General features: G+C 38.2%; 13 protein-coding genes. 7 read left to right on the top strand and 6 right to left on the bottom strand.

What is annotated here, in order from left to right:
* Nucleotides 1-59: 59 nt before the first annotated feature.
* Nucleotides 60-1157: a 3-phosphoserine/phosphohydroxythreonine transaminase gene (gene serC / locus ACFX4E_RS23575; protein WP_098332973.1), complete on the bottom strand. Its 1098-nt coding sequence runs from the start codon at nucleotides 1155-1157 to the stop codon at nucleotides 60-62.
* A gap of 253 nt (nucleotides 1158-1410) precedes the next feature.
* Between serC and ACFX4E_RS23570 the strand changes: the two genes are divergently transcribed.
* The 3 genes from ACFX4E_RS23570 to ACFX4E_RS23560 all read left to right on the top strand — a co-directional run bounded on the left by ACFX4E_RS23570 (nucleotide 1411) and on the right by ACFX4E_RS23560 (nucleotide 4625).
* The gene (locus ACFX4E_RS23570; protein WP_025752934.1) at nucleotides 1411-1965 is read left to right on the top strand and encodes a PadR family transcriptional regulator; all 555 of its coding nucleotides are present in this window, start codon (nucleotides 1411-1413) and stop codon (nucleotides 1963-1965) included.
* 17 nt (nucleotides 1966-1982) lie between these two features.
* On the top strand, nucleotides 1983-2426 hold the full coding sequence (locus ACFX4E_RS23565; protein ID WP_028410277.1) for a GNAT family N-acetyltransferase: 444 nt from the start codon (nucleotides 1983-1985) through the stop codon (nucleotides 2424-2426).
* A gap of 303 nt (nucleotides 2427-2729) precedes the next feature.
* Entirely contained in the window at nucleotides 2730-4625 is a 1896-nt protein-coding gene (locus ACFX4E_RS23560; protein WP_043981713.1) for an acyltransferase family protein, read from the top strand.
* A gap of 102 nt (nucleotides 4626-4727) precedes the next feature.
* Here the strand turns inward: ACFX4E_RS23560 and ACFX4E_RS23555 are convergent, their stop codons facing one another.
* The gene (locus tag ACFX4E_RS23555; protein ID WP_014461670.1) at nucleotides 4728-5162 is read right to left on the bottom strand and encodes an HIT family protein; all 435 of its coding nucleotides are present in this window, start codon (nucleotides 5160-5162) and stop codon (nucleotides 4728-4730) included.
* Nucleotides 5163-5853: 691 nt separating this feature from the next.
* On the opposite strand from ACFX4E_RS23555, the gene ACFX4E_RS23550 reads away from it, so the two are divergent.
* Nucleotides 5854-6597, top strand: a complete 744-nt coding sequence (locus tag ACFX4E_RS23550; protein WP_013055321.1) for an ABC transporter ATP-binding protein — start codon at nucleotides 5854-5856, stop codon at nucleotides 6595-6597.
* Nucleotides 6590-7795, top strand: a complete 1206-nt coding sequence (locus tag ACFX4E_RS23545) for an ABC transporter permease (RefSeq protein WP_028410279.1) — start codon at nucleotides 6590-6592, stop codon at nucleotides 7793-7795. The genes ACFX4E_RS23550 and ACFX4E_RS23545 overlap by 8 nt, the downstream gene beginning before the upstream one ends.
* Nucleotides 7796-7832: 37 nt before the next feature.
* Here the strand turns inward: ACFX4E_RS23545 and ACFX4E_RS23540 are convergent, their stop codons facing one another.
* Both ACFX4E_RS23540 and ACFX4E_RS23535 read right to left on the bottom strand, forming a co-directional pair.
* Nucleotides 7833-8552: an EcsC family protein gene (locus ACFX4E_RS23540; RefSeq protein WP_028410280.1), complete on the bottom strand. Its 720-nt coding sequence runs from the start codon at nucleotides 8550-8552 to the stop codon at nucleotides 7833-7835.
* Nucleotides 8553-8665: 113 nt separating this feature from the next.
* Complete coding sequence (locus ACFX4E_RS23535) at nucleotides 8666-9874, bottom strand: M20 family metallopeptidase (RefSeq protein ID WP_098334697.1); 1209 nt, start codon at nucleotides 9872-9874, stop codon at nucleotides 8666-8668.
* A gap of 224 nt (nucleotides 9875-10098) precedes the next feature.
* Here ACFX4E_RS23535 and ACFX4E_RS23530 point away from each other — a divergent pair, with 224 nt between their 5' ends.
* On the top strand, nucleotides 10099-10764 hold the full coding sequence (locus tag ACFX4E_RS23530) for a phosphatase PAP2 family protein (RefSeq protein ID WP_097825009.1): 666 nt from the start codon (nucleotides 10099-10101) through the stop codon (nucleotides 10762-10764).
* Between the two features lie 47 nt (nucleotides 10765-10811).
* Here the strand turns inward: ACFX4E_RS23530 and ACFX4E_RS23525 are convergent, their stop codons facing one another.
* Nucleotides 10812-12200 (bottom strand): hypothetical protein, encoded by a 1389-nt coding sequence (locus ACFX4E_RS23525; protein ID WP_098579352.1) that lies wholly within the window; start codon nucleotides 12198-12200, stop codon nucleotides 10812-10814.
* 83 nt (nucleotides 12201-12283) lie between these two features.
* Nucleotides 12284-12790 (bottom strand): antibiotic biosynthesis monooxygenase family protein, encoded by a 507-nt coding sequence (locus ACFX4E_RS23520; protein WP_025751398.1) that lies wholly within the window; start codon nucleotides 12788-12790, stop codon nucleotides 12284-12286.
* Nucleotides 12791-12975: 185 nt separating this feature from the next.
* On the opposite strand from ACFX4E_RS23520, the gene ACFX4E_RS23515 reads away from it, so the two are divergent.
* Complete coding sequence (locus tag ACFX4E_RS23515) at nucleotides 12976-15105, top strand: transglycosylase domain-containing protein (protein ID WP_377238626.1); 2130 nt, start codon at nucleotides 12976-12978, stop codon at nucleotides 15103-15105.
* Nucleotides 15106-15220: the final 115 nt, after the last annotated feature.

Below are 15220 nucleotides of genomic sequence, written 5' to 3'. Positions count from 1 at the left end.
ATATTTACATACTGATTGTAACATATTTATGTGAAAAAAGGATCAGTTAATTCTGCCAATTATGCGTTTGCCTGTGCAAATTCATCCATAAAGGCGGCAAGAGCTTCACACGCTTCAAGCGGTACAGCATTGTAAATAGAAGCGCGGCATCCGCCGATTGAACGGTGTCCAGCTAATCCTACGAAGCCTTTTTCTTTTGCTTGCTGTAAAAACGCAGCCGTTAACTCATCGGTTGGTAAAGTAAACGTTACGTTCATAATTGATCGGCTTTCCTCTGTAGCGTGAGGGGTATAGAAACCATTTGAACGTTCCATGCTTGTGTAGAGTAACTTAGCTTTTTTATGATTTTGGGCTTCAATTGCTTTAACGCCACCTTGTTCTTTAATCCAATCTAAAACAAGTGAAAGCATGTAAATGCCGAACGTTGGAGGTGTGTTGTAAAGAGAGTTGCTCTTTACGTGTGTCTCATAATTCAGCATTGTTGGTAAACCTTCAGGAATACGTTTAAGCAATTCTTTCTTCAAAATGACAACCGTGACACCAGATGGTCCGAGGTTTTTCTGAGCACCAGCATAAATGAGTGAGAACTTAGATACATCAATTTGACGGCAAAGAATGTCACTTGACATGTCGGCAATTAAGTCTACTCCTTCGATAGAAGGATAGTCAGCCCATTGTGTACCAAAAATGGTATTGTTGGACGTGATATGCAAGTACCCAATCTCTTCTTTTGGAAGCTTTACGTCATCTAAAGCTGGAATAGAGCGGTAGTTCTCTTCTTTAGTAGAAGCAACAACTGCTGTTTTTCCAAGTTTCTTTGCTTCTTTTAATGCTTTTTCCGACCATGATCCGGTTAGTACATATGCACCGACTTGATCGGGAGCTAAAAAGTTCATTGGAATCATAGAGAATTGCAGGCTTGCTCCGCCCTGCAGGAATAAAATTTCATGTGTATCTGGAATGTTAAGCAATTCCGTGAGTGTTTCTTTAGCATGTGTTAATACATCTTCAAACTCTTTGCTGCGATGTGATAATTCCATCACAGACATACCTGTATTTTTAAAATTAACTAGCTCCTCTTGAGCAAGTTGTAAGACAGGTAGGGGAAGCGCAGACGGACCTGCATTAAAATTATAAGCTCTGTTTAACGTAATCACATTAATTCCTCCTCAAATTAGTTCGAACACTCATCATACAAAATGGCTAATGACTGATGTCAGAAAGAATATCATTATACTATCATGAAAACCATTGATTGTGGAGGTAACTTTTCAAAAATTTAAATTAATCTGTAAAGAGAAAATAATAGAAAAAAGATAAATAAAAAGTATATGCAAACATGTTTTGGCAAACATGTAAATGAAATGTTTATATGCTATACTGATGGAAGAAATAATGTGGAGGAACAGAATGAGAGTATTAAAATATGCCATATTAGGGCTCTTAGATCAGAAGGAGCTCAGCGGGTATGACATTACCAGACTTTTTAAAGAAGAGGTCGGTAATTTTTGGAGTGCTAAGCACAGCCAGATTTATCCTGAGTTAAAGCGATTAACAGAAGAGGGATTTATTCGCTATGAAACCGTGATTCAAGGCAAGAAATTAGAAAAAAAGATGTATTCGATAACGGAAGAAGGAAGAGCGGAGTTAAGCAAGTGGCTCACTACGATTGATCCTATTCCTGAAACAACTAAAGATGAATTTATGTTAAAAGCTTATTTTGCTTCATCCATGTCAATAGAAGAGTTAAAGCAGCAAATAGATAATCAGCTATCAAGCAGGAAAGTGAAGCTAACTTTTTTAAAGAAACGAATGGATGACCTTTTGGAACAAGTTAATCATCACATTACCGTTTCGTCTCCTCAATTTGGTCATTATTTGGTGCTATCTCGCGCTCAAGACCGGGAGACAAGCTATATCAATTGGCTTGAACGTACGCTGAATTTAATTGAAAAAGAACAATAAGAAAAGGTGAGCGGATCATGACTTGGTGCATAAAATCATTTCAAGAGCTGACAAACGATGAGCTTTATGAAATTCTACAGGTTCGCACCGCTATTTTTGTTGTCGAACAGAAGTGTGCTTACTTAGAAGTAGATGGAAAAGACAAACTTGCTTATCACTTGTTCAAAAAAGAGAATGAGAAAATTATCGCATACCTTAGAGTTTTACCAAAAGGAATTAGCTATCAGGAAGCTTCTCTGGGGCGCATTATTGTAGAACAAGCACAGCGCGGTACAGGTCTTGGAAGAGAACTAGTAGCAAGAGGAATTGATTTTTTAGAAAATGAGTTGCACGAGAAGACAATTAAAATTCAAGCTCAAAGCAGACTTCAAACATTTTATGAATCGTTTGGTTTTAGACCTGTTTCCGATATTTATTCAGATGAAGGGCTTCCTCACCTAGATATGCTAAAGACACCTTAGAAACTTCACCAATTGTGTGAAGTTTTTCTATTTCTCAAACGGGTAAGGTGAAAGAAAGATGTTAGGCTTTAGTACTGCGCAGATAGAATCGATATGACTACTACTAAATTAGTAATTTATGAATAAGATAGATAATGAATTTGTTTCTTTTTACTTATTCTTTGATTTTAAGTAAGTGATATATTGAAGAAAGTAATAATATTGTATATAATGATTTTTGTAACAAAAATGTAACAATTACGTAATATTCTTAATATTTATTGAGGAAGAAATTTGTTGTACATATTGCTTGGAGGCATTTTTATGAGTGCAAAGGAAAAGAAAAATAGGTATATATATAGTTTGGATGGACTTCGAGCTTTCGCTGTTATGTCTGTCATTGCCTATCACTTAGGATTTGGATGGGCATCTGGAGGATTTCTAGGAGTTGACGTTTTCTTTGTATTATCAGGGTATTTAATTACCTCGATTTTACTCGTGCAATCTTGGGAAAATCCTTTGAAAAATTTGAAGCATTTTTGGATCAGCCGAACGAGAAGACTTCTTCCAGCTGTGTATGTGATGGTAGTATTAACTGCAGCTTGGGTTATTTTATTTAACCGGCCATTGTTAACAACGCTACGAGGCGATGCATTATCGTCTATTTTTTATATGAGTAACTGGTGGTTTATTTTTCATAAAGTTTCATATTTTGATAGTTTTGGGTCACCGTCACCATTAAAGAACTTATGGTCACTGGCTATTGAAGAGCAGTTTTATATTGTGTGGCCACTTGTTTTATTGTTGGGTTTAAAATTTATCAAAAAGAGAGGAATTCTTTCTCTATTCATTTTAGCTGGAGTAATGGCCTCAGCTATTCTAATGTCTTTTTTATATGAGCCAGGAGGAGATCCTAGCCGTATTTATTATGGAACTGACACTCGGCTGTTTGCCCTTTTAATCGGCTGTTTACTTGCATTTGCCTGGCCGATGTATCGTTTATCATCAAAAAATCTTCCAGCCGTAGGCAAGCAAGTATTAAACGCGGTAAGTATGGTGAGTTTCTTTGTATTTATTCTCTGCGTATGGAGCGTTGATGAGTATACTCATGCATCTTTTCTTTATCAAGGTGGGATGCTGCTGATTTGTTTAAACGCTGCTGTACTGGTTGCAACAATTAGTCATCCTAGTAGTTTTTTAGGAAAAGCTCTGTCGTTTAAACCGCTTCGCTGGCTTGGTACTAGATCGTACGGCATCTATTTGTGGCATTATCCGGTTATTGTTCTTACAACACCTGTATCCGAGATTGGCCGCCCGGTCTATTGGCATGCGCTGCTACAAGTAGGCCTTACATTTATCATTGCTGAACTTTCTTACCGTTACATCGAAGTGCCTATCCGCACACGCGGCTTTCGCTATTATTTCCGGCACTACCATCCGAGAGAGCTTTTTAAATGGCGTAATCTCTCTCGTTCGAGACAAGCGGTTTTGGGCAGTCTCATTTTCTTTTTGGCGCTGTTTACAGCGGATATGACAAGCTTTGCTATTAGTACGCAGCAAAAGGATGAAACGACAGCGAAAGAGACAGAGGTTAAAATTCAAACGAATCATAAAGAAAATGCTTCAACTTCTGTCAAAGACAAGAACAAAGCGGATGATAAAAAAGCAGAGAACGCGGAAAAGAGTTCCGGGGAAGAAAAATCTGATGCCAAAGAAAAACAGCAGCCGAATTCTTACAGAGATGTTCTTGCGATTGGAGACTCGGTCATGCTGGATATTGCTCCTAATCTTAAAGAGATGCCGCTTAGTATTACGATTGACGGAAAAGTAGGAAGGCAGCTCAATGAAGCACTGCAGCTAACTCCTAGCTATCAAGCATTTAATAATCCGAACAGTGCAGTGATTATTGAGTTAGGAACAAACGGCTACTTTACAAATGAAGAACTTGAACAACTGTTAAAAGCTTTTTCACACGCGGACGTTTACTTAGTGAATACGCGCGTTCCTCGTTCGTGGGAAAGCACCGTGAACAAGAACTTGAAAGCTGCTTCTGAAAAGTTTGATCACGTCACGCTCGTAGATTGGTACTCAGAGGCTTCTAAGCACCCTGAATACTTTACATCAGATGGTGTCCACTTGGTACCTGAAGGATCAAGAGCATTAACAAAATTGATTGAAGAACGTATGAATTTAGAAGTTAAGGCGGAAAGTCGTTCATAATAAGTGAAAAGCCGCACGATGTTTTATATCACAAACTGATTAAACATGTGTTAAATGAATAGATAAAACAAAAAAAGCTTACATGTGTAAGCTTTTTTTGTTTCAAGAAAGGCGAGAAGAAATATTGCCAGCGATTTCTTGAAGTTTTTCAGGCGTGTATTCGCTTGTATGCTCTTTCCATACAGCACCGAATCCATCGCCTTCCCCATAGCGAGGAATAATGTGCATATGATAATGAAACACGGATTGACCAGCTTTTTCACCATTATTATTTAAGATGTTTAAGCCGATTGGGCTGTATGTTTCTTTAATTGCATTTGCGATTTGAGGAACCACTTCAAACAAATTGCGCGCAATTTCCGGCGTTAGTTCGTGAATGTCTTTTTTATGTACTTTTGGAATCACCAGCGTATGACCTTTTGTTACTTGACTAATGTCTAAAAAAGCTAATACATGTTCATTTTCAAATACTTTTGCACCTGGAATTTCACCGCGAATAATTTTGCAAAAAATACAGTTTTCATCATGTGTGCTCATTATGTTCACCTTCCGTTACTAATATAAATGTATGGGTATACATGTACGTTTATTTTACCACAAAGTAGAAATGCAATCAGCAGGCAAGAAATAGCTGCTGGCATTTTATACACAAAAACAGGATGCAAACGATTATGCATCCCGTTATGTGAAGAAGGAAAAAATAGCTTTTAATGCAGCATATGATCTTTAAGGAACACCTCATTTACGTAATTGCATTGCCTAATGACACAGTAACTTGAAAAAGTATATTCTCTTTAACAAACACCTCATTTAAGCATTGAGCTAAAAAAATATACAATGTGAACGAAATCGTTCTTGGTCTTTGACAAACACCTCATTTACACAGTAATAAATGAACATTATTGTCTACCCATTATATATATTCTTACTACGTTCATGACTACCATCCCCTTATGAATCAAACATACATCGATTTACAATAAGGTTTTCTGAAATATGCCTGCTGTAGACACCTCATCCCAAATGTAAGAAGCTTTGTAATGATTAGTTGTAATCAATAACTTGTTTTCCTTCTTCCCTATATAGAATGTCCCGATATTTTGATTATATTCTGGAAAAATTAACCGAAAAAAATTGAAAACGATGTGAGGAAGAAAAAGATTTGGTACAATAGAGCAAATAGCGCTTGCGCTTGGAGACAAAAAAGAACAAATAAAAGGAGATCATGATGGGTTCTTTATTGCAAATTAATAATATTACAGGGGGATATACAAAAACTCCCGTCTTAAAAGATGTATCGTTTGATGTAAATGCAGGTGAATTAGTTGGATTAATCGGCTTAAACGGAGCCGGCAAAAGTACAACGATTAAACATATCATTGGATTAATGGAAGCAAAAAAAGGAAGTGTATCCATTAATAATAAAACCTTTCAACAAGACCCAACAGGTTATCGAAGTCAGTTTACATTTATTCCAGAAACTCCTGTGCTATACGATGAACTAACATTAAAAGAACATTTAGATATGACAGCTATGGCTTATGGACTTGAGCCTCAAACATATGAAGCCCGTCTGCAGCCGCTTTTAAAAGAATTTCGTTTAGACCGGAAGTTAAAATGGTTCCCTGCGCATTTTTCAAAAGGAATGAAGCAGAAGGTTATGATTATGTGCGCTTTTTTGGTTCAGCCATCTCTTTATATTATTGATGAACCTTTTTTAGGGTTAGACCCGCTTGGTATTCAATCTTTACTTGATTTGATGACGGATATGAAAAAGCAAGGTGCAGGCATTTTAATGTCCACACACATTTTGGCGACCGCGGAACGCTACTGCGATAAATTTGTTATTTTACATAACGGAGAAGTAAGAGCGCAAGGAACGCTTAAAGACCTTCAAGAAGAATTTCAAATGCGCAATGCTACTCTTGATGAAATTTATATTGAATTAACAAAGGAAGAAGGCTATGAGTAAGATTGATGCATTATGGAAGCAACGATTTCAGCAGTATTTAGTGGATATAAGAAGATATACAAAATATATCTTAAATGACCACATTAAATTAGTGTTAATTTTTGCGATTGGCGGTTTGGCCTACTATTATCAACAGTGGTTGAGTACATTAACACCGGCGTTTCCTTCGGCTGTAGTGATTGCGATACTTATGGGATTGATTTTAACCATGGGTCAAATTCAAACGTTTTTAAAACGACCTGATTTAGTCTTTTTACTTCCTTTGGAGACGAAGCTGCAACCTTATTTTAAAAAATCTTTTTGGTTTACCTTTACGATTCAGCTTTATATTTTATTATTTGCAACTGGTGCAGCAGCACCTCTTCAGGTAAAGGTAATGCATGATTCTTACTCAAATGTTTTTGTGTTTTTTCTGCTATTACTCATCTTGAAAGTTGTAAACTTAGGCATGTCTTGGTGGGCCGTATGGTTTGAAGAAAAGTGGGCGAAGTGGACGGATTATATCGTCAGGTTTTTCTTGAATGCAGTTTTTACGTATTTCTTATTTTCGCATGCATACGCATTCTTTACAGGAATCGTAGCGGTAATTATGATTGCGCTAGCCATTTATTATCGGTCGCTTACAAAAAGAAAGCCGATTAAATGGGAAAAGCTAATTGACTTAGAAGAAAAGCGCATGGGCTATTTTTATCGATTAGCTAATTTATTTACGGATGTTCCTCAGGTAAAAGAGCGAATTAAACGCCGTAGATATTTAGATTGGTTAGTAGCACGTATTCCATTTCGTCAAAGTGCCACTTACCATTACTTGTACACCAGAACATTTTTGCGATCAGGAGATTATTTAAGCTTGCTCGTTCGCTTAACTGTCATTGGCGGATTTTTAATTGTAGCTGCGCCGTTTCAATACGGCAATATAGTGGTTGTTTTATTTGTTGTGTACATGACGGGTTTTCAATTGCTCCCGCTTTGGAAGCAGCACAAACAGATTTTATGGCTTTCTCTTTATCCAGTTGAAGCTAAAGAAAGGAAAAAGGCATTTCTGGACGTATGGAAAAAAGCGCTGTATGTACAAATTCTTGTGCTCGCCATAGCGGTGGCTTTTTCTAATCTAGTTGCTGCACTGCTTTCCGTGGCAGCAGGTGCTATATTTATTCACTTATTTATAAATGCATATGTAAATAAAAAATTAACGTAAAAAAAAGCTCCGAATGGAGCTTTTTTACGTTTTTAGACTATTTTTGTGACGAAGATAATATCCGAAAGCGATAGACGTTCATCGCTACTTTTGTAAGATGATCAAGAAGCTGATAATTAGCATACGCACCTACAACAGCTCCAATTCCCGGCATCAGCTGAAACATTTTCACAACATCAATGTAGTCGCGGTATTCTTGTTGAAAAGCTTTCCAATCAAGCTCAAGAAGTTCCTCTTTCTTTTCCTCCCAGTTTTCTACTACTTCGAGCAGCTTCGTTCTATGGTCATCGCTGCAAAAAGCAAGATGAAAAATATACAGCATATAAATGCGCTCTTCTTTTTCTTTTACATCAAAACCATACGTGGCGGCAATGTCAAATAAGCACTTCATTTTTATGGAAAGAAGAAGCGGGAAATCTGCTGCACCTAAAAGGAGACCGCCTGCACCAGTACCAGCTCCTTCTACAGCAGCAGTTTTTTTGTACTTAGGTATGAGCTCCAAAATTTTTTTCTCTTTTTCTTCAAACGAAAGACCGCTGACATCTCTTTTTTTAGTAGTGAAATCGGATCCAACAAGCGTGGTTTCAACCATTTTTTTTATGCTTTCAGTCATAATCTTATGGACTTTAGCAGGGATTTTTTCATTTATTTTAAGCTGTAAAGATTTTGCGGTCCGTTGAAATTTAGAAGGTCGTTTCAACATGCTGAATTTCCAATGTTCAGCTTCTTGTAACACTTTTTCTTCATACGTATTCAAAAAAATCACCTCATTTCAGTCGATATAAATACTACGTTTTAAGTGAGGAAAAGGTTCCTGAAATAAAACAACAAGCACTCGTCTGCTTATCCGTACGAATGCTTGCTGAATGATTAATTCGCTTTTATTACGTTTTTAGAAGGAGCTTGTTCTCTTAAATACTCAACAGCAGCCGTACCAAGCGTTTTAGCTGCGATAAGCATTGCTTTTTCGTTAAAATCAAATTTAGGATGATGATGAGGATACGGAGCATCTACACCTTCTGGCTGAGCTCCTGTAAAAAAGAAAGTTCCTTTAATATGCTGCAAATAATAAGAGAAATCTTCCCCAGTCATGTGAGGCTCCGTTTCTTCGACTGTATGAACTTCATCGATTTGAGAAGCAGCAGAAGCAAGAAAGGCCGTTTCTTCCGGGTGGTTGACGACGGAAGGATAGCCGCGCGTATAACTCAGTTCATAAGAAGCGTCAGCTGTTAAGCATGTACCTTGGACAATTCGTTCGATTTCTTTTTCGACGTCATTTCGTACATCTTCATTAAATGTTCTTACCGTTCCAATTAGTCGAGCAGAATCAGCAATAATATTAAATGCATTTTCCGCTACAAAAGAACCTATGCTCACAACCGCTGAATCAATTGGGTTTACACGTCTGCTTACAATTTGCTGTAAATTAACAACAAGCTGAGAGGCGATGACGATTGAATCTTTTGTTTTGTGAGGCTGTGCACCGTGGCCGCCTGCTCCTTTGATCGTAATTTCAAAGCGATCAGCAGCAGCCATAATAGGGCCCGTTCGATATTGAACCACACCAGTCGGAGTTAATGACCACAAATGCGTTCCGAATATCGCGTCTACACCGTCTAAGCATCCGTCTTCAATCATGGACTTAGCGCCTCCGGGAGCGTACTCTTCAGCGTGCTGATGAATGAAGACGATTTTACCGGGGAGAGAATCTTTTATTTCAAAAAGCGCTTTAGCAAGGACTAAAAGAGTAGCCGTATGACCATCGTGACCACACGCATGCATCACACCCGGAACAGTTGATTGATATGGTACATCTTTTTCATCTTGAATAGGAAGGGCATCAAAGTCAGCTCTCAAAGCTACAGTAGGACCAGGTTTTCCTCCTTGAATGCTTGCTACAATGCCGTTTCCTCCTACATTTGCTCGGTAAGAAATACCGATTTTGTCATAAAAAGATCGAATGTAGGCAGCGGTTTGAAATTCTTTAAAAGACGGTTCTGGATACTGATGCAGATATCGGCGGACTTGAACCATTTCATCAAATTTTTCTTCAAGTAAAGTATGTAGCTTGGAATTCACGTGACCATATCCTTTCTGTATAGGTTGAATAAAGTTTTGAATTTTTTGACATTTTAATCATTATATCATTATCCATAAAAAAGAAAAGAATGTAAGCGTTGTTATTGAAAAAAGTAATTGAATCATGAAATATTTTATATACATAATAGATACATAAGATGAGGAATAGGGATAAAGAATGAGTTTTTTACCAATTTTCTCATGAGATAATAGGAGGTAACGATATGGTAGATTCACAAACTGTATCTCTGTACAAAAAATTGATGTGGGTGTTTGGGGGGGCAGGTCTCGTTTTTTTAGGAGTGTTGTTTGTTGTGTCGACAGATTCTTTTCAAGGAGACCACTGGCTTGTTTCAGCTATAGATGACAGCACTGTTCTTCAGTCAGCGTCATCTGTTTTTCATGGCTTGTCTTTTTTAGCTTCAAAAGTGATGATTATGGTTCTTTTAGCTGTACTTCTCGTTTTTTTATTTTTTAAAAAGGACTATATCGGTATGATATCGGCATTTTTATTTATTTTAAGCGGTGATATTATTAATAAAGCAGTTAAAGATGCGGTAGAACGAGGGCGTCCTCTTGAAGGCATCGAAGGCTACAGTTTTCCAAGCGGCCATGCGATGATGGGAATTCTTATTTATGGTCTGATTATCTTTTTTCTCACAAAGCATATGAACAGTCAAAAGGTAGCCAAGCGGTATCAGCTTGCAATTACTTTAATTGTTTTATTAATAGGTGTGAGCCGTATTCTATTAAGAGAACATTTTTTAACAGATGTCTTAGCTGGCTACAGCTTAGGGCTTATGTGGCTTATTGTAGGCATTTTCTTCTATACGCTTGTTTATGCGTATGTAAAGCCTTCAGCGGAAAAAGAGTTTCCAAAAGGCATGTAAAAAATATATACATATGGCCCCCTTCATAAAAAGAAGGGGGCTTTTGTTTAAACTAAGAACATCGCGACAATTGTTGTAACGACTAATCCAATCGCTACAGGTTTTAAATTACGTCTGGCGAGTTCAAACGGACTGACTCCGCAAATCGCCGCAGCTGGAATCAATGCCCATGGAATCAACGTGCCTCCTCCAACCCAAATCGCAGCAATTTGCCCTAAAGCAGTTAGGGTGGCAGCGCCCGATCCTAAAGCAGATGCAAATAAATGAGAGACAGAGCCTACAAGTGAAATGCCTGAAAAGCCTGAACCGTCTAATCCGGTAATAGCTCCTAGAGCAGTTATCGTTACAGTGGCGACCTGTGCGGTTAACGGCACAGTGGAAGCAAGCGCAACGCCTAGGTCATTTACAAGTCCATGTGATCCTTTCGGAAGAAAGTCACCGATGATTGTTGTGAATCCAGCATCTCCTAAATAGAAAAAAGCTGCAATTGGAATAACGGGACCAAATACTTTAAAACCAAACTGCAAGCCTTCAATCAAGTAGGAAGTTGTTTGTTCGAGACCTTTTCCTTTGTGAGCAATAAGTGAAACCACCACTAAAATAAATAGAGCTGTACCTCCAACGAGAGCAGTCGCATCTCCTCCCTGTAAATGAAGGGCGAACATTGCCCATACGTCTATAGCAAAGAAAAGGGGAACTATAATGGCTAAAGCCCGGCGTATTGAAGAGGAAAGAGGTGTGGATTGGACAGAAGAACTGTTTGTTAACATTGTCGGTTGAGCGTGAATTCTATTGTGCTTCATATCTTGTTTTAAAAAGTAAAAAGCAGAGAGTGTCGTAACAACTCCCATCACGATGACCAGAGGGACACTTGCTTGAACCACCTCGTGAACTGGAAGACCTGCTGCGTCAGCTGTTATCTTAGGAGCAGCTTGAATAACAAAGTCTCCTGAAAGCGCAACGCCGTGGCCGAATAAATTCATCGCTACAGCTACGCCTATAGCTGGAAGCCCTACGCGGATGGCCACTGGTAAAAGCACGGCTCCAAGTAAAGCAACGGCTGGAGAAGGCCAGAAAAAATAGGAGATGGTCATCATAACTAATCCAATAACCCAATAGGCAAGAGCAGGCGTTTTAATAAGGCGAGCAAAAGGTGAAATCATCGATTCATTTATTCCTGTAGCCATTAAGACTTTACTCATGGATACAATAATTGAAATAATTAAAATGGTAGGAAGCAGTTCTGTAATGGCATAAATGAAGCTGGAAAAAACAGCGCTGACGGAGTGGCTTAACGAAGAGGTAGCCGTTAAGGAAAGCAAAAAAATCCCGAGTATACAAAGGATACTCGTATCTCGCCGCATAATCATAAAACCGATAATGAAGGCGATAAAAAGGACATACATCCAATGAAGAGCTCCAAGCTCTATGCCCATAAAAATTCCTCCCAATAGGTGATATAGTATACAATATGACGTTTGTGCCTATTGTGATACTCGCCTACTAGGAGGATGTTTACTTATTTAACTACGTGGTATGAGGTCACATAAGAAGGGCGAGAGAAAATCGATGGCTGCTGATCCACGCCTTCTGACGTACCGCGTTTTTTGTGTGCTTCATTATAGGCTTTTGAAGACTGCCAATCGCTAAATGAACTTTCATCTTTCCATCCTGTAAAGATAATGTATGTGTCGTTTTGCAGTGGACGAAGCACACGAATAGCTGAGAAGCCTTCTTCATTTTCAATTAAACGAGCTCGTTGGCTAAATCGCTGTTCAAATAAAGGACGGCCTTCATCTGTAACTGAAATATTATTTAGTACAGCAAATCCGCTATCTGCAAGATCTCCAGAAGCATCTAATACCTCATAAGCATGTCCTTCTTTAAAAATTGTATCTCCATCTGTTTCGTGAACTAGTGCAAATTGATCGTCATCTTTGTGAAGCAGTAACAAACGTTCACTCGGATGTTCGTCGATCAACTTCTGAAGGTAAGGGCCTGTTCCGTAAGTAATAAAGATCTTCATGGACTATACTTCCTTTCTAATTGGGAATTGCATACAATTTACAATTGTAAATCATACTAAAATTATAAAATTTCACACACAAAAATTCAAAAATTGTGAACTTCTAATGAAGATGGTAAAGTAAAACATTGATGAAGTTGTTTTCCATATTATCAAAAGTTTAGCGAAAGAAAAGGGGTGGCACGATGTACAAAAAAGGCTTATACGCAATTGCTGCCTTAGTTGGAATTTTTCTATTAGGATTGATTGGATATATTATCATCTTGTTTCTTGGAAACTATGTAATTGATGAGAAAAAGATTGTCATGGACTCGGCTACGAGGTTAGTGGACGAAAATGGAGATGAATTAACAAAGCTCTATGTGAAAAATCGAGACTTGGTTTCAATTGATAAGATTCCAAAGCATGTGCAACAAGCATTTATTTCAATTGAAGACGTTCGTTTTTATGAACACCACGGAATCGATTTTAAATCTATTGGTCGAGCATTATACCGAGATATATTGGCTGGAGGAAGTGTTGAAGGAGGAAGTACTTTAACACAGCAGCTGGCTAAAAATGTGTTTTTATCTAATGATAAAACGCTGCTTAGAAAAACAAAAGAAGTAGTGGTGGCCATTAACTTGGAGCAGCGTTACAGCAAGCAAAAACTGCTTGAAATGTATTTGAACCAAATATACTTTGGACACGGAGCCTATGGAATCCAAGCTGCATCCAAGCTTTACTTCAATAAAGATGTCTCCGAATTAACGGTAGAAGAAGGTGCACTGCTCGCTGCACTGCCAAAAGCACCGAATTCTTATTCTCCTATTTTACATCCAGAAAAAAGTATAGAACGTAGGAATGTTGTGTTAAATGCCATGCAAAGAGCAGGTTATTTATCGGCTGAAAAAAATGTCCGTTTGCAAGGAAGAACGCTGGGGTTGAACGTAAAGGAACAGGCTAAAAACCCAGCGTATTTAACCTATATCGATATGGTCATTCAAGAAGCAGAGAAGAAATACAGCATTTCGAGCAATGAGCTTCTGCGCGGCGGTTATACGGTCAAAGTACCGATGAGTACAAAAGTACAAGAAGCCGCCTACGAGTTAATGAAAGAAAATCGTTATTTTCCAGGTACAGATAACAGTGCCCAAAGTGCTTTTGTATTAGTGGATAACAAAAGCGGAGGAGTTTTATCTGTTATGGGAGGACGAGATTATGTACAAAAATCGCTCAATCGCGTAAATGTCAAAAGACAGCCAGGTTCTACGATGAAACCTATTGCAGTATATGGCCCTGCGTTAGAAGAAGGTCAATTCAAGCCTTATTCTTTGCTGCAAGACAAGCTTAGAAGCTACGGGGGATACACACCTAAAAATGTAGACGGTCAATATGCTAAAAAGGTAACGATGTACGATGCCCTAAAAGATTCTAAAAACGCAGCTGCTGTCTGGACATTGAATCAGCTAGGAGTTGAAACAAGTAAGCAGTATCTCACAAAGCTAGGAGTTCCTTTAGAAGATAAAGGGCTTGCGATTGCTCTTGGAGGATTAAAGGAAGGCATTACACCGCTTCAATTAGCAGGAGCGTACCGGGCATTTGCTGAAAACGGAGAAAACATCCAACCGTACTTTATTCAAGAAATAAAAGATCAAGACGGAAAAGTAATTGCAAAAGCTGTTCCCGACACTCACAAAGCATTTTCAAAACAAACGGCTTGGTATATGACAAAGATGCTTCAAGGAGTTGTTAAAGAAGGAACGGCAAAAAATGGAGAGTTTAAAGGAGAGTTAGCAGGAAAAACAGGGTCTACTTCGTATACGAATGTTAAAGGAGCCACAAGGGATGCTTGGTTCGTTGGATATACGCCAGATGTTGTAGGAAGCGTGTGGATGGGATATGATTCTACAAATGACCAGCATTATTTAACAAAAGGAAGTTCTTATCCGACTCTATTATTTAAAGATATTCTCACAAGAGCTGGTTACGACGAAGCTGCATTTCAAAAGCCAGCAGGCGTTAAAGATTTGCCAAAACCAATACGCTTAGAGCAAGTTAAAGACTTAAAACAAGAATTAACATTCCATCCATTTGGTTTGCTAACGGTAAATTTATCGTGGACACCTTCACCTGATAAAAGAGCTGTTTATTATGTTTATGAGAAAAAAGGAGATAAAGCCGAAGTAATTGGCAAAGTGAAGGGAAAAGGAGCATTTGAAAAAGAGCGTGTGAATCTGCTCGACAGTCCTACTTATTATGTAGTTCCTTACAATTCCCAAACAAAACAAAAAGGAAAAAAATCCAACGAAGTAACACCTGCTCTTTTTCAATAAAAAAAGGAAGAGTAGGGCGAATTTTTGACATTTTTAGCAGGTGGCTATACAAGTCGTAAAGAAATGGGTATAGTGACAAGTAGAGAATATAACGTGAAACTTTAATCAGTAGAGG

Origin of the sequence: Priestia sp. YIM B13491 (assembly GCF_042787605.1) — a bacterium.
Classification (GTDB): Bacteria; Bacillota; Bacilli; order Bacillales; family Bacillaceae_H; genus Priestia; species Priestia megaterium_E.
Note: the sequence above shows the minus strand (reverse complement) of the source record. Positions and strands in the feature narration are given on the sequence as shown.